General features: G+C 63.5%; 20 protein-coding genes. 6 read left to right on the forward strand and 14 right to left on the reverse strand.

The window, feature by feature from the left end; all coding sequences use genetic code 11:
• Nucleotides 1–123: 123 nt before the first annotated feature.
• The 5 genes from EV679_RS11890 to trpB form a co-directional block, all read right to left on the reverse strand.
• Entirely contained in the window at nt 124–1,608 is a 1,485-nt protein-coding gene (locus EV679_RS11890) for an NAD(P)H-hydrate dehydratase (RefSeq protein ID WP_130487319.1), read from the reverse strand.
• A gap of 45 nt (nt 1,609–1,653) precedes the next feature.
• Nucleotides 1,654–2,553: a ChaN family lipoprotein gene (locus tag EV679_RS11895; protein WP_240733284.1), complete on the reverse strand. Its 900-nt coding sequence runs from the start codon at nt 2,551–2,553 to the stop codon at nt 1,654–1,656.
• Between the two features lie 88 nt (nt 2,554–2,641).
• Nucleotides 2,642–3,772 (reverse strand): TIGR03364 family FAD-dependent oxidoreductase, encoded by a 1,131-nt coding sequence (locus EV679_RS11900; protein WP_130487320.1) that lies wholly within the window; start codon nt 3,770–3,772, stop codon nt 2,642–2,644.
• Nucleotides 3,773–3,971: 199 nt separating this feature from the next.
• Nucleotides 3,972–4,556 (reverse strand): GNAT family N-acetyltransferase, encoded by a 585-nt coding sequence (locus tag EV679_RS11905; protein ID WP_130487321.1) that lies wholly within the window; start codon nt 4,554–4,556, stop codon nt 3,972–3,974.
• Nucleotides 4,557–4,565: 9 nt separating this feature from the next.
• Complete coding sequence (gene trpB / locus EV679_RS11910) at nt 4,566–5,777, reverse strand: tryptophan synthase subunit beta (protein ID WP_068375121.1); 1,212 nt, start codon at nt 5,775–5,777, stop codon at nt 4,566–4,568.
• Between the two features lie 444 nt (nt 5,778–6,221).
• On the opposite strand from trpB, the gene ssuD reads away from it, so the two are divergent.
• Both ssuD and EV679_RS11920 read left to right on the forward strand, forming a co-directional pair.
• On the forward strand, nt 6,222–7,379 hold the full coding sequence (ssuD, locus tag EV679_RS11915; RefSeq protein ID WP_127773238.1) for an FMNH2-dependent alkanesulfonate monooxygenase: 1,158 nt from the start codon (nt 6,222–6,224) through the stop codon (nt 7,377–7,379).
• Nucleotides 7,376–8,236, forward strand: a complete 861-nt coding sequence (locus EV679_RS11920; RefSeq protein ID WP_130487322.1) for an amidohydrolase family protein — start codon at nt 7,376–7,378, stop codon at nt 8,234–8,236. The genes ssuD and EV679_RS11920 overlap by 4 nt, the downstream gene beginning before the upstream one ends.
• 65 nt (nt 8,237–8,301) lie before the next feature.
• Here the strand turns inward: EV679_RS11920 and EV679_RS11925 are convergent, their stop codons facing one another.
• The 9 genes from EV679_RS11925 to EV679_RS11965 all read right to left on the reverse strand — a co-directional run bounded on the left by EV679_RS11925 (nt 8,302) and on the right by EV679_RS11965 (nt 17,832).
• A complete protein-coding gene (locus tag EV679_RS11925; RefSeq protein ID WP_242611477.1) occupies nt 8,302–9,117 on the reverse strand; it encodes a MetQ/NlpA family ABC transporter substrate-binding protein in 816 nt (271 codons plus the stop codon).
• Nucleotides 9,118–9,137: 20 nt separating this feature from the next.
• The gene (locus EV679_RS11930) at nt 9,138–10,133 is read right to left on the reverse strand and encodes a MetQ/NlpA family ABC transporter substrate-binding protein (RefSeq protein WP_130487324.1); all 996 of its coding nucleotides are present in this window, start codon (nt 10,131–10,133) and stop codon (nt 9,138–9,140) included.
• Nucleotides 10,130–11,545, reverse strand: coding sequence for an LLM class flavin-dependent oxidoreductase (locus EV679_RS11935; RefSeq protein ID WP_130487325.1), 1,416 nt, complete (start codon nt 11,543–11,545; stop codon nt 10,130–10,132). The genes EV679_RS11930 and EV679_RS11935 overlap by 4 nt, the downstream gene beginning before the upstream one ends.
• Before the next feature lie 8 nt (nt 11,546–11,553).
• Nucleotides 11,554–12,366 carry a MetQ/NlpA family ABC transporter substrate-binding protein gene (locus EV679_RS11940; RefSeq protein ID WP_127775531.1) on the reverse strand — a complete coding sequence of 271 codons (813 nt, stop codon included), beginning with the start codon at nt 12,364–12,366 and terminating at the stop codon, nt 11,554–11,556.
• A gap of 18 nt (nt 12,367–12,384) precedes the next feature.
• Complete coding sequence (locus EV679_RS11945; protein WP_083969763.1) at nt 12,385–13,647, reverse strand: SfnB family sulfur acquisition oxidoreductase; 1,263 nt, start codon at nt 13,645–13,647, stop codon at nt 12,385–12,387.
• Nucleotides 13,648–13,791: 144 nt separating this feature from the next.
• Nucleotides 13,792–15,066 carry an SfnB family sulfur acquisition oxidoreductase gene (locus EV679_RS11950; protein WP_127773232.1) on the reverse strand — a complete coding sequence of 425 codons (1,275 nt, stop codon included), beginning with the start codon at nt 15,064–15,066 and terminating at the stop codon, nt 13,792–13,794.
• Nucleotides 15,067–15,103: 37 nt separating this feature from the next.
• On the reverse strand, nt 15,104–15,766 hold the full coding sequence (locus tag EV679_RS11955) for a methionine ABC transporter permease (RefSeq protein WP_068375064.1): 663 nt from the start codon (nt 15,764–15,766) through the stop codon (nt 15,104–15,106).
• Nucleotides 15,738–16,940 carry a methionine ABC transporter ATP-binding protein gene (locus EV679_RS11960; protein WP_083969764.1) on the reverse strand — a complete coding sequence of 401 codons (1,203 nt, stop codon included), beginning with the start codon at nt 16,938–16,940 and terminating at the stop codon, nt 15,738–15,740. Before EV679_RS11960 ends, EV679_RS11955 begins: the two co-directional genes overlap by 29 nt.
• 79 nt (nt 16,941–17,019) lie before the next feature.
• Complete coding sequence (locus EV679_RS11965) at nt 17,020–17,832, reverse strand: MetQ/NlpA family ABC transporter substrate-binding protein (RefSeq protein ID WP_068375067.1); 813 nt, start codon at nt 17,830–17,832, stop codon at nt 17,020–17,022.
• A gap of 543 nt (nt 17,833–18,375) precedes the next feature.
• Here EV679_RS11965 and EV679_RS11970 point away from each other — a divergent pair.
• From EV679_RS11970 to EV679_RS11985, 4 genes are all read left to right on the forward strand, one after another.
• A complete protein-coding gene (locus tag EV679_RS11970) occupies nt 18,376–19,329 on the forward strand; it encodes an acetaldehyde dehydrogenase (acetylating) (protein ID WP_165390048.1) in 954 nt (317 codons plus the stop codon).
• A gap of 15 nt (nt 19,330–19,344) precedes the next feature.
• A complete protein-coding gene (gene dmpG / locus EV679_RS11975) occupies nt 19,345–20,370 on the forward strand; it encodes a 4-hydroxy-2-oxovalerate aldolase (protein WP_068375071.1) in 1,026 nt (341 codons plus the stop codon).
• Between the two features lie 269 nt (nt 20,371–20,639).
• Nucleotides 20,640–21,407 (forward strand): IclR family transcriptional regulator, encoded by a 768-nt coding sequence (locus EV679_RS11980; RefSeq protein ID WP_068375072.1) that lies wholly within the window; start codon nt 20,640–20,642, stop codon nt 21,405–21,407.
• A 59-nt stretch (nt 21,408–21,466) separates the two neighbouring features.
• Nucleotides 21,467–21,808 (forward strand): GNAT family N-acetyltransferase (locus tag EV679_RS11985; protein ID WP_130487326.1); only part of this gene is annotated, 342 nt, incomplete at its 3' end.

Consider the following 21,808-nt stretch of genomic DNA (forward strand, 5'->3'; position numbering starts at 1 on the left):
CCGTAAACCTCCAATGCTAACGCAAGTCGCAGCAGGTGTGCGGCTCCGGCAAGGTCGGTAACATTGCAACGATTTGTCCCTGAATGTGGCCGAGATGTCCGGATTACTGTGGCGACGGATGGTTCAGGTGTTTTTCTTGCGTGCGAACAATGCTGCCAGAACCCCGAGCATCGCAGCGATCAGGTCTTCCGCCACCAGCCCCGGGCCGATCTGTCGCGCCGCCTGCCCATGCAGCCAGACGGCAGCGCAGGCGGCCTCGAATACCGGCATGCCCTGCGCCATCAGCCCGCCAGCCAGACCGGCCAGCACATCGCCCGTCCCACCGCTGGCCAGCCAGGGCGGTGCGCAGCCATTGATCACAGCCCGGCCGTCCGGTGCAGCGATGACGGTGTCCGGCCCCTTGAGCAACACCACGGCACCACTGAGATGCGCCGCCTGGCGCGCACGCGCCAGCTTGCCGCCTTCGACGGCAAACAGCCGGGCAAATTCGCCTTCATGCGGCGTCAGCAGGCACGGCCCCTGGATGTCATCAAACAGCGCTTGCGGCGCGTCCTGGAACACCGTCAGGGCATCCGCATCCAGCACGGTGGCTCGCTGCAACCGCAGAGCGGCCAGCGCGGCCTCGCGGGTGCTGGCGCCCAGGCCGGCACCAGGCCCGATAATGCAGGCGTTGCGACGCTCATCGGCCAGCAGCTTGGCAAACCCCTGAGCGTCATCGAGCGCCGCCACCATCACGCTTTCCAGCGCGGCTGCATAGACCGGCCACACCGCCGCAGGCGCCGCAAGCGTCACCAATCCGGCGCCCACACGCTGCGCGGCACGCGCCGTCAGGCGGCTGGCGCCGGTCATGCTGGCGCCACCCAGGACCAGCGCATGTCCTCGGGTATATTTGTGCCCCAGCTCGCCAGGAAAGGGAAAAACGTCCAGCCAGACAGCCGGATCGTTGAGCCAGGTCTGTATATCCATGCCCGCCAGCACGGAGGGTGGCATGCCGATGCCGGCCAGGTGCAGCTCGCCACACAGGGCACGGCCGGGATACAGCCAATGGCCCGGCTTGCCACGCTCGAACGTTACTGTCAGGGCGGCCCCGGCAGCCACGCCACGCACGCAGCCCGTGGCGCCATCGACGCCGCTGGGCACATCCACGGCACATACGGGCAACCCGCTGCCGGCCAGGCGTTCGACCAACCGCGCCGCGCTACCATCGAGCTCGCGCGCCAGTCCTGCGCCAAACAAGGCATCCAGAACCAGGTCGTACCCCAGGAAATCCACCTGGTCCGCCGCCATGACCGGGCCTGTCCACAAAGAGGCGGCCCAGGCGGCATCCCCCCGCAGTTGCTCCCGCTCCCCCAACAAGGCAACGCTGACTGGCCACCCCTGGGCCGCCAGGATGCTGGCAGCGACGAAACCGTCGCCGCCATTGTTGCCCGGCCCGCACAGCACCAGCAACCGGCCGCGCGGCCAGCGCCCGGCTATGGCCTCGGCGACCGCCATGCCCGCAGCATGCATCAACACCGAGCCAGGCACACCGGCATCCATGGCGGCGCGGTCCGCCGCAGCCATCTCGGCCGGCGCCAGCAGTTCATACCCTGATCCAGACCGGCTCATGGCAGATATCTCCGCTAAGTTTCCTGTGGTGACCGCCCTGCGGCCTCAATTGCCCCGCTGCACGACCGGGATGCGTACCCTGGCGTCATACTCGCCCGGCTCGTTGATGTCCGACACAAAGCCCACCGCCAGGATGCTGCCATCGGCAGGGTCCAGCCACTGCGCCACGCCGACATCGGCGCGCACGTGGCCATTGCCCGCGATCAGCACCGCCGGCCGGCCATCCGCCCGCTTCAGGCTTTGCGCCATGACAGCATCACGCGCCATCTGCGCACGCGAAAACGGCGCAACCTGTTCCAACGATGCATGGCCGCCATGCAGGCTGGCGAAAATATCGTTGTGCAGGGGCAGGAGCTTCAGCGGAATGGTGCTGTCGAGCTTGAGCGCGCCCAGCTGCTCCGGTGTGAACACTGCGGATACGCCCTGGCGCAGCACCTTGCCGGCTTCGGCGCGCGACAGGTTCGCCGGCACCAGTGGCAGGTCGTAGCGCAGGGCCAGCGCCACGACCGGCCGGTAATACTCCCACTGCCAGCCAGCCTTGGACGGCGCCGCACGCTGAATCACGCAATCCGCATCCTGACCACATTCGGCCTGGGCCCGGGCCAGTTCGCCAGCCTGTTCCTGGTCGAACTGCTCCATGGCAATCACTGGCCGCCAGCCCTGCGCCACGGCCTGGGCCAGGGCTTCGTAGCGCAAGCGGTGCCCCTCGGCGTTGTCATGTTGTTCGCCCAGCAACACATAGCGGTACCGGGGCAGCACCTGCGCAAGGACGGCAGGATCGGTCCAGCCGGTCGCCGGCAATTCCGCCGCAACCGTTGCGGCCGGAAGCGCTGCAGCGGCTTCTGCGGCAGGCGCCGCATCCGGCGTTTGCACAACAGGACCTGTGCTGGCGCAGGCAGCCAGCGCCAGGCTGGTCATGGCGAGGATAGTCAATCGTAAAGTCATAACGGAAGCCAGTAGATCAGGAAAAAAACACTTTCCGTAGCATACCCTCATCTTCCGCCTTCATTGCAACTGCCCGCGCCAGGCCCGATCAGGCCAATGCCAGCGCCAGCAGTTCCTCTGCAAAAGCGAAACCAGTCGATGCGCCGGTGCCGCCAGTCACTATCCCAAGGGCCACACCCGGCGCCGGGCTGGACTTGAACACCACATCGTCTGCCGACGCATACGTGCCGGTCCAGCGCTCCAGCACCTGCAGGCCCGGCATGGGCAGGACCCGCTGCAGCTCCTGCAGAATCAGTTCATCCGTCGCGGCATGGGCGAACGGCGCTTCCGCGCCGTCATACACATGGCTGTCCCCCACCACCAGCGACCCGTCGGCCGATTGCACTGCGATCAGATGCACCCCCTGGCGCAAATGTTCGGGCTGCTCCTGCAACAGGCGGGCATGCAGGGCCTGCGCCTGTGGCAAAGCCGCATAGCCCTCGTAACGCACCAGGCTCAGGTCCGACATGACAGGCGCAGGCAGTGCCAGAGGCTGCATCGGCTTCACACGCAGCATCTGCAAGGTGCACAGTCGCGCCTTCGCCCTGGCAGTTTCCTCGGGGAACAGACTGTTCAGATCATGGCCAGGGCACACAATGCAGTATCGGGCGCGCAAGCGCCCCCGGCTGGTGTCTATGACAGGCAGGTCGATACCCTGCACCGCAGTATTCCAGTAGAACACCACGCCCATGTCTTCCTGCAACCAGCGCGCCAGCAAGGGAATCGCCTCGCGTGACTCGACCCGGCATTCATGCGGGCTGTACAACGCGCCCACGCCCTGGCCCAGGAAAGGATAGCGCTGCGCCGTACCGGCAGCTGTCAGCAATTCGCAGGCCTGCCCCATTTCCGTCGTTGCAAAAGCCTCAAGTACAGCCATGGCCTCCGGCCGCTGCGCCAACACGCACAGGCCATGCTGCAGAACCGCGATACCGGCACGTGGCGCCACGTCACCCCAGACTTCGCGGGTGCGAAGTGCCCGGCGCCAGTGCTCGCCCGCACGCTGGCCCGTCACCGTCACAAACCCGAAATTGCGTACCGAAGCGCCGACGCTGCGCGCCTGGCGTTCCACCACCGCAACCCGCAAGCCCTGGCAGCGGGCGGCGTAGGCTGCCGCCAGGCCGACAATGCCGGCACCGACGACGACCAGGTCAAAACCTGTATCCTGCGTGGCGTCACCCATGCACACCCCCATTCAGGTGCTGGTAGCCGCAACGACGCCGCTGATATGCAAAACTGCCCACGAGAAACTCCTTAAGTACCGGTGTATTGCCGGTCTGTTGCCGCTATATCCAGGCGGCACTCTATGGCGTTTTCATGTCAGTTTCTTGACCGGCAACAAAACCGCAACGCAGCGGCGTGGGCGCCGCTGCCCGCACCGGTTAATGCAGCGCCCGCGCAGCAGACGCCTGGACGCTGCGTTCATCCACACCGCGCTCGTCGAGCTGCAGGCGCATGAACAGCAGATCCAGCCAGTGTCCGAACTTGAAGCCCGCCTCGCGCACCAATCCAGACTCCTCAAAGCCCAATTGCCTGTGCAGGGCAATGGAAGGCGTATTGGACGCATCTATGGCCGCCACCATCACATGGCGCCCCTGGACGCGCGCGGCATCCACCAGCGCCGCCAGCATGCGCCGGCCCAGCCCCATGCCACGGCAATCGCCTCGAACGTAGACGGAATGCTCAACCGTATGGCGATAGCCGTCAAAGTTGCGCCAGGGACCGAAACTGCCATACGCCAGTACCGCGCCATCGCCATCCACGGCTACCAGCACCGGAAAACCGTCGCGCCTGCGAGCGGCGATCCATTCCGCACGATTCCCTGCATCGACCTCGACATCGTTCCAGATGGCCGTCGAATGACGCACCGCGTCGTTGTAAATCGAGGCGATGCCCGGCGCATCGGCAGGCACGGCATCGCGCAGGACAACAGGCCCCGCCGACGCATTGCTTGATTCTCCAATCATGGTCAAGCCTCAAAGGTCCAGCAGCTTGGCGACATAATCGGCATCCTTGTCACCCCTGCCCGACAAGTTCACCAGAATGTGCTGGTCAGGCCGCAATTGCGGCGCCTGACGGATGGCCCAGGCCACAGCGTGAGCGCTCTCCAGCGCGGGGATGATGCCTTCGACACGCGACAGCCGCATGAAGGCATCCAGCGTTTCCTTGTCGCTGGCAGTTTCATAGCGCACCCGCCCCTGCTCCTTCAGGTAGCTGTGCTGGGGGCCGACGCCGGGGTAATCCAGCCCGGAAGCAATCGAATGCACCGCTGCCGGATTGCCCGCCTCATCTTCCAACACATAGCAGGCCATGCCATGCAGCTGGCCCGGCTTGCCCTTGCTCAGGGTGGCCGAATGGCGGCCCGGTTTGTCCAGGCCTTCGCCCGAAGGCTCCACGCCGACCAGCGCCACCTCCGCATCCCCCAGGAAAGCCGTGAACATGCCGATGGCGTTGGAACCGCCACCGACGCAAGCAGCGACATAATCCGGCAGGCGGCCATGGCGTGCCTGGAACTGGCCACGCGCCTCGCGGCCGATGATGGACTGGAAGTCACGCACCATTTTGGGGAAGGGATGCGGGCCGACTACCGAGCCAATCGCATAGAAAAAGGCCTGCGGGTCCTTGAGATATTCCTCAAATGCGCTGTCGACCGCTTCCTTCAGCGTGGCCGCGCCACGCGTCACCGGCACCAGCGTACATCCGAGGATGCGCATCTTGATGACATTGGGATGCTCTTTTTCAATGTCCACCTGCCCCATGTGGATTTCGCAGGGGATGCCCACCAGGGCGCAGGCCGTCGCCAGCGCCACGCCATGCTGGCCCGCGCCGGTTTCGGCAATGACCTTTTTCTTGCCCATGAAACGCGCCAGCAGCGCTTCGCCCAGGCAGTGATTGATCTTGTGGGCGCCGGTATGGTTGAGGTCTTCGCGCTTGAGATGGATCTGCGCGCCGCCCAGCTGCTGCGACAGGCGGCGTGCATGGAAAATCGGGCTGGGCCGGCCGACGTAGTCAGCGAAAAGATCAGCCAGCTCCTGCTGGAAGTCCTCGCGCTGGCGGATGGTTTCGTAGGCCTGGTCGATGTCATCCATGACCTGCTTCAAGGCGGGAGGCACGATCTGGCCGCCGAAGGGACCGAAGAAGCCCTGGGCATCGGGCATGGGAGCAAACGAAGGATTCGAGGAATTCATGACGGGTAGGCGTAGCGACGAGGACGAAAAGAGGAAACCTGGAATGGCAACGGAAAACAGACAGGAAACCGGCGGCATAGAGACAGCCTGCAGACGGCGTTCGTGGCACCGCGGCAGCGTGAGCAGGAATAAAACCGGCATGTCGCCGGCCGACGGAGATTATATGTTTTGCCTCCCGCCCCCGGGCAAGCCGCTGCCAGCCGTCCACCAGGCCTTGCGTGCCGTCGTTTTCTCAAGCACCCAATAAACTAATGCCATAAATTTCGTTGGCCCACGCCCGGCCGGGTTCTTTAATGAGGTTCTGCGGCAGCACTTTCCCGGCAGCTTTACGCCATCGCACCTGGCTCATGAGCCGCCGCATGGCACGACGAACCATACGACCATGGGCCTGACGGCTAGGATGCTGCCTCGCATCCCCTGCACCCCGTCACAGGAAACCACCGTATGAGTGCCAATTTCGAGGTTCCACCAGAAATTTTCTGGTTTCTCCCGACGTCGGGCGACACCCGCTACCTGGGCAAGTCGGATTTCGGGCGCGCGCCCACTGTCGAATACCTGCGCAGCATCGCCACCACCAGCGAGAACCTGGGCTATGACGGCCTGCTGATTCCTACCGGCAGTTCCTGCCTGGACCCCTGGGTAGTCGCCGCCAGCCTCGTGCCCGTCACGCAGCGCATCAAACTGCTGGTGGCGCTGCGCACCTCGCTGGGCGCGCCGGTCTCCAACGCGCGCCAGGCCGCCACGCTTGACCAGGCCCTGCACGGACGCCTGCTGCTCAATGTCGTACCGGGCGGCGACGCCACCGAACTGGCCGCCGACGGGGTGTTTCTCGACCACGATGCCCGCTACGATTATGCGGCGGAATTCCTGACTATCTGGCGCCGCCTGTTGTCGGGCGAAAGCGTCGACTTCGAAGGCAAATATTTCACCGTCAAACAAGGCCGGAATTATTTTCCGCCGGTGCAGCAACCCTACCCGCCGCTGTACTTCGGCGGTTCATCCGACGCCGCGCACGAACTGGCGGCCAGCCAGCTGGACGCCTATCTCACCTGGGGTGAACCGCCAGAAGCTGTGGCGGAGAAATTCGCCGACATCCGCCGCCGCGCCGCACGCCACGGCCGCAAGCTCAAGCTGGGCGTGCGCCTGCACGTCATCGTGCGCGAAACCAATGACGAGGCCTGGGCCGAGGCCGATCGCCTCATCAGCAAATTGACTGACGAAGATATCGCGCTGGCCCAGCAGAACTACGCTCGCATGGACTCAGTCGGCCAGGCCCGCATGGCGGCCCTGCATGGCGGGCGCCGCGACCGCCTGGAAGTCGCTCCCAATCTTTGGGCCGGCGTCGGCCTGGTGCGCGGCGGCGCGGGCACCGCACTGGTCGGCGATGCCGCCACCGTGGCGGAACGGCTCAAGGAATATGCCGACCTGGGCGCCGATACCTTCGTCCTGTCGGGCTATCCGCATCTGGAGGAGTCCATCCGCTTCGCCGAACTGGTGTTTCCGCTGCTGGGCAAGCGCCCGGTCACCCTCATCGACCAGGCCCAGACCGGCGGCGCCTTCGACATCCGCGCCACCCGTGCGCTCAAGGAATCCGCATCATGAGCCGCAAAATCATCGACATGCGCTGTCGTCCGGCATTCCTGCACGATTTTTTCGGTGCCACCCCCGGATCGCCAGAACACGCCACGGCACGTTGGCTGAACCGGCGCGTCGGTACGCGCGGCAGCGACACCCATTTCGAAAAATCGCTGACCCAGGACGGCTTCCTGCAGGAAGTCCGTGATGCCGGCCTGAGCAAGGCCGTCGTCGTGGGCCGCCACACACCCAGCCAGCATCTGCCCAACGACACGATCCACCAGATCGTGCACGGCCACGATGAACTGCTGGGCATTGCCGGTGTCGACCCGGTTCTGCAGGGCGAACAGGCCGCGCTGGCGGAAATCGAGCGCGCCATCAAGACACTGGGCCTGTCCGGCATCGACCTGGAGCCCGGCTTTGGTGAACCGGCACGGCACCCCGACGATCCGGTCTATTGGCCTGTCTATGAACTCGCGCGCAGCCTGGGCGTGCCAGTGTTCCTGATGAGCGGACCGACCACGCCAGACCCGCGTTTCAACGACCCGGCCGGACTGGCCCGCGTGGCTCAGGCGTTCCCGGACCTGCCGCTGGTGGTCTATCACGGCTACTGGCCGAACGTGCAGCAAGCTATCGGCCTGGCGTTCCGCCACGAGAACGTCCACCTGGTGCCGGATATGTATCTGTTCCAGCCCGGCAGCGAGCACTATGTGCAGGCGGCCAACAGTTTCCTGGCCGACCAGCTGTTGTTCGGGTCGTCCTATACATTCCGGCCCATCCGCCAGAGTGTGGAAGATTTCCTGCAGCTGGGTTTCCGCGAGGATGCCCTGGACCGGCTGCTGTATGGCAATGCGGCACGGCTGTTCCAGCTCGCCGACCGCTGACAAAACGCCCCGGCGCCTGCTGCATCGCAGGGACCGGGGCGCTGGCCTGATGATATTGACCTGCCTTAGCGCGGCGGCTTCTCCAGCCAGGGCAAGGTGTAGAGTTTTTCATCCTTGCCCAGCGACTCATGGATCTGCGCGCGTACCACCGGTGAATCCTGATAGATACGGATCACCTGTTGCAGGCGCGGGTCTGCCGGTTCGCCATCACGGACCACGAAATGGATTGCATATTTTTCATCCTCCGCCCCGGAGTACGCCAGGCCGCTTGAAGCGACATCGCTGCGTCCTGCCGCCACGAAAAACAAGGGCGCGCCCACCGCGAGGTCTACGTCATCCAGCGCACGCGCCAGTTGCGGGCCTGGAATTTCCACGAATTTCAGCTTGCGCGGATTCTCGGTAATGTCATACACGGTGCTGAAAGAATCCTCAGGATTTTTCAGCTTGATCAGCCCCAGTTTCTGCAGGAACAGCAACTGGCGCCCCTGATTCGTGACGTCATCGTAGACCGACACCGTTGCGCCATCCGGCACCGCGTCCAGCGAACGAATCGACTTGGAAAACACGCCGACGTTCATCAGGAAACCGACATCCGCCACCTTAAAGCGATAGCCTCGCACCTTGACGGCGTTTTCCAGGAACGGCAGATGCTGGAAATAGTTGGCGTCCAGGTCTCCCGACGCCAGGGCTTCGTTGGGGGTGGTCCAGTCGCTGAACTCGATGACCTCCACATCGAGCCCTTGCTTCCTGGCCTCTGCCGCCGTCGCCTCCAGCGATGGCGCGGTCACAGCCGACACCCCGATTTTCAAGGGAGCCGCCTGCGCGGCCACGGCCAGAGTCAGGCCGGCGGCCCCGAGCGCCAGCCACAGTTTCTTCTTCACATGTTGAATCATTTCGGTCTCTATTTCACTTCGGCGACCGGCTGTGCCGGCGACGCGGCCAGCCAGGTCAGGCTGTAGAACTTTTCTTCCCCAGCATAGGAGTCATGCACGCGCTGCCGGACCGCAGCGGAAGACTGGTAGATGCTGACGAACTGGCGGACGCGGGGGTCGTTGGCGTTATCGGCCCGCGTCACGAACTGGATGCCCCAGAACGTGTCCGTACCCGTGCTGTAGAACAGCCCCTGGTGCGCGACTTCGTTCTGCCCTGCCTGCACCAGGCTGCCGGGCGTGACAACGACCAGATCGGCATCATCAAGCGCGCGGGGCAGTTGCGGACCGGCCAGCTCGATGAAACTCAGCTTCTTGGGGTTTTCGGCGATATCGTCCAGTTGCGCCAACCGGGGAGCATCCGGCCGCAAGCGGATCAGTCCGGCTTCCTGCAAGGTTTCCAGCGCCCGGGTCTGGTTGGATGTGTCGTTGGCCAGCGCAACCCGCGCGCCTTGCGGCAAGGATGCCAGCGTGGTGTAACGCCGTGAGAACAGGCCGATATTGCCTCGTACTCCTGGCCCCACGCTGCGCAGGTCCTGACGATTTTCCCGGTTGAATGTATCCAGGAACGCCTGGTGCTGGTAATAGTTCAGATCCAGGTCGCCATTGACCAGGGCTGTATTGGGCAAGGTCCAATCGGTGAACTCGACAATCTGCACCTCCAGCCCGGCCGCCCTGGCCTCATCTGCGGCAATCTGCGCTGAATCCGCCAGCGCCCCCGGCGTCACCCCGACTTTCAGCGTTTGGGCACCGGCCGCGCCCAGGCACAATGCCAGCAGCCCGAACGTCCGGCATGCATGCAGGCCCAGCCACCGCAAGCGCCGTCCGTTTTTCCCCTGCGTGAAGAACGCCGGCCCGAGGGCCGGCGCTTCTCCGCCGCCATACGGGGGCGCCTGCGGCGCCGTATGGAGAATGCCTCGCTTGACCTCGGCCTTCAGGCCGAGGCTTGTGCTTTGGCCCGTGGTCATGATTGCACCTCCACCGGTATTTCCGCAGCAGGCGCCGGCTGCATACCGGCGCGCACACGCCAGCGTGCGGCCGGGTGACTCTCGGGCAGGCGATCCCCCTGGCCGAACAGCTTCTGGCGGAAGCTGCCCGGTTCGTAGGCCGTGCGGTAGCGCCCGCGGTTCTGCAACTCAGGCACGACGATATTGGCAAAGTCCTCCCAGGTTTCCGGCACCACGATGCGTGTCAGGTTGAAACCGTCTATCTCCCCTTCGTCTATCCAGCGTTCCAGCTCATCCGCCACCTGCGCCGCATCCCCCACGATCGTGTTGTAGCGACTGCCCAGCCGGAACTGTTCCAGCAGCTGGCGGCGCGTGGTCCAGCCCTGTTGCTGCGCCGCCTGGGCCGCGGACTGGATGGCATTGCTTTTGCCGTACTGGATGGGTTCGTCCAGGTCATAGCGTGAGAAATCAATACCGGTGCTGGCGGAAAAATGCGCCAGCCCGCCCTCTGCGCTGGCATGGCTCAGGTAATCCGCATACTTCTCCCGGGCTTCGGCCTCGGTCCGCCCCGCCACGACCGCGACGCCAGCATAGATCTTGAGCGCAGCCGGGTCCCGCCCCGCGTCTGCCGCCGCCTGACGCAGGCGCCGCGACGTTTCACGGGCGGCGGCCGGCGTGGCTGCACCGATGAAGATACCTTCGGCATGCTGACCGGCAAAACTGCGCCCGCGAGCGGATGTTCCCGCCTGGAACAGCACTGGCGTGCGCTGCGGCGAAGGCGCGCTCATGTGAATGGCATTGGCACGATAGAACGGACCTTCGTGCTGAATGGCGTGCACTTTTTCCGGCAGTGCATGGATGCGCCGCGCGCGGTCCGCGATCACGGCGCCGTCCTCCCAGCTGCCTTCCCAGAGCTTGTAGGCCAGCGTCAGGAAATCCTCGGCCCGGTCATAACGCACATCATGCTCGGCCAGCCCGTCCTGGCCCAGCCCGCGAGCACCGCTATCCACATAGCCGGTCACGATATTCCAGCCGATGCGGCCGTTGCTGAGCTGGTCCAGCGTGGAAACGTCGCGTGCGAAGGTATAGGGGTTGAGCGCCCCCACCGTCGCCGTCACACCGAAGCCGATATGCTCGGTTACCGCCGCCATGGCGGACACCAGCAACCAGGGGTTGTTTACCGGCAGTTGCACGGCCTCACGCAAGGTCAGATCGACATTGCCCTGGTAAACATCGTAGTACCCCACCACATCGGCAATGAACAGGCCGTCGAACAAACCGCGCTCCAGCGTCCTGGCAATATCCGTCCAGTATTTCAGCGTGTGGTATTCGGTGGACCGGTCACGTGGATGCGTCCACAGGCCATGATGAATATGCCCGACGCAGTTCATATTGAACGCGTTGACGTGGATCTGCTTTTTCTGTCCCGACATGGCGATCCTCACTTGTCCAGCCAGGCCAGGCGATAGAGCCTGGACTCGTTCTGGTAGAACTGCTCGATGGTCTGGCGCACGGCCGGCGAATTCTTGTAGACCTCAAGAAAAGCGGCAATGCGCGGGTCTGCCGCGCGGTCCTGGCGGGCCACGAACTGGATGGCCCAGGAGTCATCCTCGTAACGCGTCAGTGCCAGCGCCTTGGTCGCGTCGAAAGCCTTGGACGCCAGAATGAAATAGGGAAAGCCTTGCGCCAGGTCCACGTCCTGCGTGGCGCGAGCCAATTGCGGCCCTTCCACTTCGACGAACTTCAGCTTCTTCGGGTTGGACTGGATATCTTCCAGCGTCCCCAGCAGGCCAGTGTCCGGGCGCAGTGTGATCAGGCCCGCATGTTGCAGCAGGCGCAAGCCGCGGCCGACATTGACCGCATCGCTGGCGATCGCTACCGTGGCGCCATCAGGAATGGCGTCCAGCGAATCGTGCTTGAGCGAATACAGCCCCAGGTAGGACAGGATGCCTGCCTGCACGCTGGTGAATCGGAACCCCTTGTCACGCATGGCGTTGGCCAGGTAGTTACTGTTCTGGTAGTAGTTCAGGTCGATATCGCCGGCATCTAGCGCGACATTGGGCGTGGCCCAATCGGTGAACTCGACTACCTGCACTTCCAGGCCCTGCTTGCGAGCCTCGGTGGCGGCAACCTCGACCGAATCCGCAAAAATGCCAGGCACCACGCCGATCTTGAGCGGTGCGGCGCTGGCGATGCCACCCAGCAGGCTGGCTGCGGCCAGCACCACCAATGTTTTCAGGAAAGTCTGCTTCATCATGGATTCCATGGGAAATCAAAGTGCGCCGTGACGCGGCGGACGCACGCCGTTGAGCGCGTAGTTGCCGATGGCGTGATACTTCCAGCGCACCGGGTCATGCAGGGTGTGTACGCGCGCATTGCGCCAGAAACGGTCCAGCCCAAGACCGTCCAGGGTGGCGCCGGTACCGGACAACTCGAACAGCTTGTTGCCCGCCAACAGGCTGGCGCTGGTACTCAGCGCCTTGGCCTGCGCCACGGCGATGGATGCCTGCGCGACGCTCTCCTCGTCCGGCGCCTGCTGCGCAGCATCGACCAGCCGCGCAGCACGGGCGATCAGGGCATCTGCAGCGCGCAAGCGCAGGTGCACGTTGCCCAGCTGTTCCAGCAGCAGGGGATCGTCGCTGGCGCGTTCGACACCGGCATCTATCCAGGGGCGCGCATGTTCGCGCACGAAAGGCAGGGTTGCAGCCAGGGCACCATGGCCGATACCGGCATCAAGCGCGGCATGGATGATCTGCGCGAATGGCCCGATGGTCGTCGGCCTGTCGAAAGAGGTCTGGAACGGCACCACCCAGGCCGGATCGACACGCACACGCCGGAAGCGCACCGAGCCGCTGCCCGTCACGCGCTGGCCGAAACCATCCCAGTCATCGGTGATTTCCACCCCATCGGCTTCACGCGGCACGAACACCAGATACTGGCGTTCGCCATCGGGGTCCTGCGCACTCACCAGGGTCGGAATCCAGTGCGCGAAAATCGCCCCGGTGCAATAGAACTTGCTGCCCTCCACATACCAGCCATCGGGCTCACGCAATAAATGCGTGCGGCGCTTGAAATCCTTGTGACCGATCTCCGCCAGCGCATTGCCCAGGCGCTCGCCGCGCAGCACGCGATCATAGAAAAAAGCCTTCTGCTCTTCTGAACCGCCCACGCGCAACACTTCCAGCGAATAGAAATGGTTCTGCGGAATATGGCCGAAATTGCCATCTGCCGCCGCAATAGTGGCGACCACCTGCGCCAGCACACCAGCCGACACCTCGGCCCCGCCATAGGCCTTGGGAATCGTGATACCCCACAGGCCGCTCTGGCTGAACGCCTCGACTTCACGCCACGGCAGAATGCGATCACGGTCCCGGCGCACGGCCCCCACCGCCAGTTCGTCAGCCAGGCGACGTGCCACCTGCAAGGCTTCGTGTTCATCGCGGATCACTGCCGCCGGCTGCGCGGCGCGGGGCGCCAGCGGCAAGGCCGCCTCATCGTTCTCCAGCAACGCTGCCGCATCGTCATATCGTGTCATTGCCCTTCCTCCCTGCCAACCTGGCGCCTGCCGGCACGGCCACCAGGGCCGGCCTGCCTGCACCGTCATTCAACGAGCCCTCGGCTCCGGATAAAACCGCCAGGCAAGGCCATGCATGGCGGCACTTGCGCGTGTCCTGCCGGATCAATTCCACTGGTGGCGGCCAGGCAGCGCACCATTGAGCAGATAGTTACCCAGCAGGTGATACTTCCAGCGCACCGGATCATGCAGCGTGTGGACCCGCGCATTGCGCCAGTGGCGGTCCAGGTTGTGCGCAGCGCGCGTGGACGACGAACCGGCCAGCGCGAACAATTGCTCGCTAGCGGCCAGTGCGGCTTCCGTCGTCAGTATCTTGGCTTCGGCAACGGCCACCGATGCCCTGGCGGACACGGCTTCATCCACCCTGCCAGCAGCCAGCTCATCCAGCGTTCTGGCGCTTTCCAGCAGGACGGCCTGGGCGGCATCCACATCAACCTGCAGCTGGCCGACCTCCTGGATCAAGTGCGGGTCCAGGTTGGCGCTGGCGACACCCGAGTCCACCCAGGGGCGGCTTTTTTCGCGCACGAACGCCAGGCCATCGGCCAGCGCGCCACGAGCGATGCCGGCATCTATGGCGGCCTGGATCAGTTGCGATACTGGCCCGGAAAGATTGGGAATTCCCGCATGGCGCCACACGGCCACCACATCGGCCTCATCGACCGCAACCGCATCGAAGACCACGCTGCCACTGGCGGTCGTCCGCTGCCCGAAAGAACTCCAATCATCAATGACCTGCACGCCCGGTGCATCGCGCCTGACCCACACTTGCACCGGCCGCTCGGCTTCGTCCACGGCGCGGAACGGAATCCAGTGGGCGAAGATCGCCCCTGTCGAATAAAAGCGCGTGCCGCTCACTCGCAAGCCTCCTTGCGCATCGCGGTGCAGCCGCGCCGTCGCCTGGTACAAATGCCCGGCTTTGGCCTTGCGCTCAGGACCGGCATTGCCGAAACGATGGCCCTCGAGCACGGCACGAAACCAGCGCGCTTGCTGCGCCGGCGTACCGGTGTCCTTGAGGTTCTGGATCAACGCGAAATGGTTCTGGGGAATCTGACCCAATGAAGGATCGGCGGCGCAGATGGTCTCGAACACCCGGGCCAGCGTTTCATAGGAAGCGCCAAGGCCGCCATGCTCCCTGGGCACCGTGATGGCGCCCAGGCCACTCGCGGTGTAGCGTTCGATTTCATCCCAGGGCAGACGGCGTTCGCGGTCGCGCTGGGCCGCCGACTGGCGGAACTCTTCGGCCAGGGCGGAAGCAATTTCCAGCGCTTCCGCCTCGCTGGCGATCCGATGCGGCACACGGGGCGGCAACGGCAGCCGGCCGGCCTCGGCGGTGGGTTGGGTATGAGGCAGGCTTTCCTGGCCCGTGGCGTTCTTGCTCATCAGTGCTTCTTCCCTTGTCTGCATTGAAAACAGCCGATCAACGGCTGCGCAACCAACGCACATAGGCGTCTCCCCCGGCCTGCACCACCGACACCAGAGCGATCAACACCGCAATCACGATCAACATGACCTGCGTGTCGAAGCGCTGGTATCCGTAGCGAATCGCCAGGTCCCCCAGGCCGCCGGCGCCCACGGCGCCAGCCATGGCGGACGAACTGATCAGTGCCACCAAAGTGATGGTGAATCCACCGACGATGCCAGGCAGGGCTTCCGGCAGATAGACGTGCCGCACGATGCTCCACTTCTTGCAGCCCATGGCCTGGGCGGCTTCGATCAGCCCCGGGTCGACTTCACGCAGGCTGACTTCGGCAATCCGCGCAAAGAACGGCGTCGCACTGATGGCCAGCGGCACAATGGCGGCCCAGACACCGATGGTGGTTCCCGCCACCAGACGGGTAAAGGGAATCAGGGCAACCAGCAGCACGATGAAAGGCGTGGCGCGAAAACCGTTGACCACGCTGCCGATGATGCGGTTGACGCGTGGCGACTCCAGAAAGCCGCCGGGCGCGGTGACAATCAGCAGGATCGCCAGCGGAATGCCTGCGGCGAAGGCGATGACACCGGACACCCCGACCATCATCAAGGTGTCGGATAGGGCCTGCCAGTAGCGATCAGCGGGAATGGACAGCGTCAGCGACATAACCGATTACCTCTATGTGATGCGCGATGGCCTCCGGGCCTCGCGTTAGTCGATTGAAATCCGGCAGCAGGGTTTTGCCATCGAGCGCCAGCAACAGGCGCCCGTGCGCATGCCCCTGGATGCGATCCACGCCGCCATGGATCAGGCGCTGGTCGCCCGGCAGAGCCTGGGCGATACGCTGGAAATCCGGCTCCAGGCCGCTTTCGCCGCTATAGCCCAGCGCCAGGATCTGCTCGTAGCGGCCACTGGCCGGCGGGCGCTGCAACAGCCGCGCCTGCAAGTCTTCGGGCAAGCCATGCTGCAGTGGGGCCAGCAACGCGCGCGTGGCCGCGTGCTGCGGCGCGCCGAAGACTTTCCAGACTTCGCCCTGCTCAACAATGCGCCCTTGCTCCAGCACCAGGACCTGGTCGGCAATTTCCCGGATCACGCTCATTTCGTGCGTGATCAGGATGACGGTAATGCCCAGGCGGCGATTGATATCCCGCAGCAGGGCCAGGATCGAATGCGTGGTTTCGGGGTCCAGCGCCGAAGTAGCTTCATCGCACAGCAGGATCTCGGGATGAGTGGCAAGCGCCCGTGCAATGCCCACGCGCTGCTTCTGTCCGCCCGACAGGCGGCCCGGATAGGTGTCCTGCTTGTCCTGCAGCCCTACCAGAGCCAGCAGTTCGTTCACGCGTTGCGTGATTTTCTGGCGCGGCACGCCTGCGACGGTCAGTGGCAGCGCCACGTTGTCGAACACCGTTTTGGCGGACAGCAGGTTGAAATGCTGGAAGATCATGCCGATCCGGCGGCGCAACCGTACCAGTTCGCTCTCGTTGAGCTGGCCGATATCCACGCCATCGACCAGCACCTGGCCGCTGGTCGGTTGCTCCAGGCGGTTGATGGTACGCAGGAGGCTGGACTTGCCCGCGCCGCTGCGGCCAATGATGCCGAAAACACTGCCTGCAGGGATATCCAGGTTGATATCTTCCAGCGCCGGCACCTCACCCGCCGATGAGCGGTAGATCTTGCCCACCTGCCGGAAGGATACCGACCCGGCGCCGGCCGTGGCCGTCAGCGCCTGTTCGGCATCCCCTTCTACCTGCTCCTGCACGGCGTCTTCACCGATCGCGTAGCCGCCATCGAAAACGTCACCTTGTACGAGACTGCGCCGCAAGGCGGTCGTAAGTGTCATGATTCTCTCCTTCGTCCGCGCTGCCTGCGGGCAACGCATAAAGATCCGTATTGGCGTCCCATGCTGTGCAGCAGACCCCTTACTTGCGCACCCAGGCAAGGGTGTAGAGCCGATCATCGTCATTGAACGACTGGCGCGTCACTGCCTTGACCTCGGGCGACTGCTGGTAGATGTCGATGAACTTGCGGATGACGGGGTCTTTTTCGCGGCCTTCCTTGACGACGAACTGGATCGCAAATTGCGCGTCTTCAATGCCCGAGTAGGCCAGCCCGCTGGAGGGGTCGAAGGCCTTGGCCGCAACGATGAAATGGGGATAGCCCTGGGCGATGTCCACATCCCCGGTGATGCGCACCAGTTGCGGCCCTTCGACTTCGACAAAGCTCAGAGTCCTGGGGTTTTCAACGATATCGTCCAGCGTGCCCAGGTAACCGACCTCGGGCTTCAGCTTGATCAGCCCGACCTTCTGCAACAGCAGCAGGCCTCGGCCCTGGTTCACCGGATCGTTGGCGATGCCGACCTTGCCGTTCTGCGGCACGTCATCGACGCTCTTGTGCTTGAGCGAATACAGCCCGACATTGGCCAGAATGCCGGTATCGGCGCTCACCAGCTTGAAGCCCTGCTTGGCATTGGCGTTATTCAGGAATGGCTGGTGCTGGAAATAATTGATGTCGATATCGCCGTTATTCACTGCAACATTCGGCGTCGTCCAATCAGTGAATTCAATCACTTCGACTTCAATACCCTGTTTCCTGGCTTCCTGGGCAGCGGCATTGATGGAGTCAGCATAGGCGCCCGGCACCACGCCGATACGCAATTTATCTGCTGCGAACGAAGGCGTCACCGCCAGCGCAATGGCGCTGGCCAGCAGGAACCGCTTGATATTGCTCAACATAGTGCGACCTTTTCTAAGGGATTCATTCATTGCCGTCGCTGGCAGCCTGCCAGGCAGCTTTCTATTCGATCGGGTGACGGCGCCCCGCTATGTGCAATTCCGCCATCCAAAATTGAATTGAACCCGCAATGCCCCTGGTCGCACCACTACTCTTTTTTTATTTCCTTATATGACCCCGCTGCGCGGCCGGCATTTAATCAATAACCAATATCTATATGCTCATGACGATTCCCTGAAATTGAAATAGCCAATGGAAATTAGCACCCATTGATTTATGCATTAAGAAAAATGCAATTCCGCCCGCCATCGTGACGCCATGATGGCATCCTGCCTGCCACCGCCATGCCCTGGCACGCTCACCTGTTCCTGCTCAGTCATAAATCTCAATATATGAGAACAAATCTTATATGTTGAAAATTAAAGCCGAGCACGTTAATCTTTCCGGGAACCTCGCGTCCTCGACGACGGGGGTCAGAGGCAGCGGCCGTCATCCGGGCAGCCGCGGAACATACAAGAAGGCCGGGCATGCAGCGCGGCCTGGTGATGGAGACTGACGTGGCAGAGAAAAAACTCAAGGCCGCGATCATCGGTTCCGGCAATATCGGCACGGACCTGATGATCAAGATACTGCGGCACGGCAAAAACCTGGAAATGGGCGCAATGGTCGGCATCGACCCTGCCTCTGACGGCCTGGCGCGTGCTGCGCGCCTCGGTGTCGCAACGACGCACGAAGGCGTCGAAGGGCTGATCAAGCTGCCGGTTTTCGCTGATATCGACTTCGTTTTCGACGCCACCAGCGCTGGTGCCCACGTCAAGAACGACAAGCGCCTGCGCGAAGCCAAGCCGGGCATCCGTGTCATCGACCTGACGCCTGCTGCCATTGGCCCGTATTGCGTGCCTGTCGTGAACCTGAGCGAGCACATCAACGAAGCCAACGTGAACATGGTCACCTGCGGCGGCCAGGCCACCATTCCCATGGTTGCTGCCGTATCCCGCGTGGCCAAAGTGCACTACGCGGAAATCGTGGCCTCCATCGCCAGCAAATCGGCTGGCCCCGGCACGCGAGCCAACATCGACGAATTCACCGAGACCACCTCGCGCGCCATCGAACAGGTGGGCGGCGCAGCCAAGGGCAAGGCCATCATCGTTCTGAACCCGGCCGAGCCGCCGCTCATCATGCGCGACACGGTCTATGTGCTGAGCGAAGCCGCCGACCAGGCCAAGGTGGAGCAATCCATTGAAGAAATGGCCGCGGCCGTCCATGCCTACGTGCCGGGCTATCGCCTCAAGCAGAAAGTGCAGTTCGACGTCATTCCGCCGGAAGCGCCCCTGAACATCCCCGGCCTGGGCAAATTCAGCGGCCTGAAAACCTCGGTATTCCTGGAAGTCGAAGGCGCGGCGCACTATCTGCCCGCCTACGCCGGCAACCTGGACATCATGACCTCCGCCGCGCTGGCCACTGCCGAAAGCATGGCCGAGTCGATCATCAACGCCTGAGGGGGGAGACTTATCATGACCTTCAATCCCGGCAAGAAACTCTATATTTCCGACGTCACGCTGCGTGATGGCAGCCACGCCATCCGCCACCAGTACTCCATTCAGAACGTCAAGGACATTGCCCGCGCACTGGACAAGGCCAAAGTCGATTCCATCGAAGTGGCCCACGGTGACGGCCTGCAAGGCTCCAGCTTCAACTACGGCTTCGGCGCGCATACCGATCTGGAATGGATCGAAGCCGTCGCCGGCGAACTGAGCCACTCGAAGATCGCCACGCTGCTGCTGCCCGGCATCGGTACCATCCATGACCTGGAAAACGCCCACAAGGCCGGCGCCAGCATCGTCCGCGTCGCCACCCACTGCACGGAAGCCGACGTTTCCAAGCAGCACATCGAACGCGCCCGCGAGCTGGGCATGGACACGGTCGGCTTCCTGATGATGAGCCACATGACCACGCCGGAAAACCTGGCGGTCGAAGCCAAGAAGATGGAAAGCTACGGCGCCACCACCATCTATGTGGTGGATTCCGGCGGCGCACTGGGCATGCAGGATGTGCGTGACCGCTTCCGCGCGCTGAAAGCCGTGCTCAAGCCCGAAACCACCACCGGCATGCACGCCCACCACAACCTGTCGCTGGGTGTCGCCAACTCCATCGTCGCCGTGGAAGAAGGCTGCGATCGCATCGACGCCAGCCTGGCAGGCATGGGCGCAGGTGCCGGTAACGCGCCGCTGGAAGTCTTCATCGCCGCCGCCGAACGCCTGGGCTGGAACCACGGCACCGACCTCTACACGCTGATGGATGCCGCCGACGACATCGTGCGCCCCCTGCAGGATCGTCCGGTGCGTGTGGACCGTGAAACCCTGGCACTGGGCTACGCTGGCGTGTACTCCAGCTTCCTGCGCCATGCGGAAGTGGCTGCCAAGAAATACGGCATCAGCACGGTCGATATCCTGGTCGAGCTGGGCAAGCGTCGCATGGTCGGCGGCCAGGAAGACATGATCGTCGATGTAGCGCTGGATCTGCTGAAAAAATCGGCCTGATACCAAATACCAAGCTCTTACCGGCAGCCCGGAGCGGTGTGTTGCACCGGCACGGGCTGCCAATAAGCAAAAGCCGGCGCAGGAATGCGCCGGCTTTTGCTTTGGCCTTTGCTTTGGCTTGGGCTATTTCACCCACCGACTGGCAAGCCTGCCGAAATCAGCCCAGGAGCCGGATCAGCGCACGCCGGTCTTCCCGGCTCCGTACGGCCCTTTATCCTTGCCAGACTCCCTGCGCCAACGCCCTGCCCACGGGTAGAATAGCCTCCATTATGTCAACGACCGACCCTGCTCCTCGTGCCCTGGCCAGCCAGACCTTGTTTCGCGGCCTGGACATCATAGATGCCGTCGCCGATGGCTGCATTACCGTGCAGGCGATTGCCGCCCGTACCGGTGTCAGCTTCAGCACCACGCACCGGCTGGCCTCCGCCTTGGTACAGGCACGCTATCTGCATTTCGAACCTCGCCGGGGCTACCGCCTAGGCAACCGTTTACTGGAGTTGGGCTTTGCCGCATACCGGGAGTCCACGCTCACCAGTTGCGCCCGGCCACATCTTGAGAGACTGGCCGAAGAAACCCAGGATACCGTGCATCTGGCGTCGCTGGATGGCAACGGCATCATCTATCTGGACAAGATTGGCGGCCAGCGCCCGGTACAGGTCAACACCCGCATCGGCGGGCGCAAACCGATCTGCGGCACTGGTGTCGGCAAATCACTGATCCTCGACGAAACCCCTGAGCAATGGCTGCAACGCTACGAGCATGATGCCAGCCGGGGCGACATCCAGATTCCTCGCGATGCGTGGATGGAAATGATGGCGCGCTATGCCCAGGGCGGCTACAGCATGGATCTCGAAGAAAATGCTGCTGGCATACGCTGCGTGGCAGCGCCCGTGCGCGACATCAGTAACCGCATCATCGCCGCAATCAGCGTGACCGGCACGGCCCCCTATACCGACGAAGCACGCATGCGTGCGCTAATTCCGGTTGTGCAACTGGCGGCACGCCAGATCAGCGAAGCGCTGGGCAGCCACGTCTGAGCCAAATGGCGGCGCCTGGCCAGCCAAAGGCACGGTGCTGCCCCACATCGGATTTTTTCATGACATCGCTTCATTCCACCTACCGCATTTCTCCCGCCCGGCCCGAAGACACAGCAGAATGCCTGCGCCTGCGCGGCCTGACTCGTGAAAACGCTTTCAGCCCGGCTGAACTACAGGCGCAGGGCATCACGGAAGCAAGTTGGCGGGCAGGTATCGAAAGCGAAGAACTGATTGGCCTGATCGCCTGGGCTGGCACACGCATGGCCGGTTACTGCTTTGCTGACAGAAGCACAGGCGAAATCATGGTGCTGGCTTTGCTACCGGAAGACGAAGGCCATGGCCTGGGTCGTTTGCTGCTGAGTCAGGTCGTGGAGGCCTTGCGGCACCTGGGCAGGCAAACC

The sequence above is a fragment of the Kerstersia gyiorum genome (assembly GCF_004216755.1).
GTDB lineage: Bacteria > Pseudomonadota > Gammaproteobacteria > Burkholderiales > Burkholderiaceae_B > Kerstersia > Kerstersia gyiorum.

Bases quoted from the DNA above. Each gene is read 5' to 3' on its own strand.
- EV679_RS11940 (WP_127775531.1), bottom strand. From the start codon at position 12,366: ATGAAGCAGACTTTCCTGAAAACATTGGTGGTGCTGGCCGCAGCCAGC.
- EV679_RS11980 (WP_068375072.1), top strand. From the start codon at position 20,640: ATGTCAACGACCGACCCTGCTCCTCGTGCCCTGGCCAGCCAGACCTTG.
- EV679_RS11955 (WP_068375064.1), bottom strand. From the start codon at position 15,766: ATGTCGCTGACGCTGTCCATTCCCGCTGATCGCTACTGGCAGGCCCTA.
- EV679_RS11935 (WP_130487325.1), bottom strand. From the start codon at position 11,545: ATGTCGGGACAGAAAAAGCAGATCCACGTCAACGCGTTCAATATGAAC.
- EV679_RS11950 (WP_127773232.1), bottom strand. From the start codon at position 15,066: ATGAGCAAGAACGCCACGGGCCAGGAAAGCCTGCCTCATACCCAACCC.
- EV679_RS11890 (WP_130487319.1), bottom strand. From the start codon at position 1,608: ATGAGCCGGTCTGGATCAGGGTATGAACTGCTGGCGCCGGCCGAGATG.
- EV679_RS11900 (WP_130487320.1), bottom strand. From the start codon at position 3,772: ATGGGTGACGCCACGCAGGATACAGGTTTTGACCTGGTCGTCGTCGGT.
- trpB (WP_068375121.1), bottom strand. From the start codon at position 5,777: ATGAATTCCTCGAATCCTTCGTTTGCTCCCATGCCCGATGCCCAGGGC.
- EV679_RS11945 (WP_083969763.1), bottom strand. From the start codon at position 13,647: ATGACACGATATGACGATGCGGCAGCGTTGCTGGAGAACGATGAGGCG.
- EV679_RS11930 (WP_130487324.1), bottom strand. From the start codon at position 10,133: ATGACCACGGGCCAAAGCACAAGCCTCGGCCTGAAGGCCGAGGTCAAG.
- EV679_RS11895 (WP_240733284.1), bottom strand. From the start codon at position 2,553: ATGACTTTACGATTGACTATCCTCGCCATGACCAGCCTGGCGCTGGCT.
- EV679_RS11920 (WP_130487322.1), top strand. From the start codon at position 7,376: ATGAGCCGCAAAATCATCGACATGCGCTGTCGTCCGGCATTCCTGCAC.
- ssuD (WP_127773238.1), top strand. From the start codon at position 6,222: ATGAGTGCCAATTTCGAGGTTCCACCAGAAATTTTCTGGTTTCTCCCG.
- EV679_RS11960 (WP_083969764.1), bottom strand. From the start codon at position 16,940: ATGACACTTACGACCGCCTTGCGGCGCAGTCTCGTACAAGGTGACGTT.
- dmpG (WP_068375071.1), top strand. From the start codon at position 19,345: ATGACCTTCAATCCCGGCAAGAAACTCTATATTTCCGACGTCACGCTG.
- EV679_RS11905 (WP_130487321.1), bottom strand. From the start codon at position 4,556: ATGATTGGAGAATCAAGCAATGCGTCGGCGGGGCCTGTTGTCCTGCGC.
- EV679_RS11970 (WP_165390048.1), top strand. From the start codon at position 18,376: ATGGAGACTGACGTGGCAGAGAAAAAACTCAAGGCCGCGATCATCGGT.
- EV679_RS11965 (WP_068375067.1), bottom strand. From the start codon at position 17,832: ATGTTGAGCAATATCAAGCGGTTCCTGCTGGCCAGCGCCATTGCGCTG.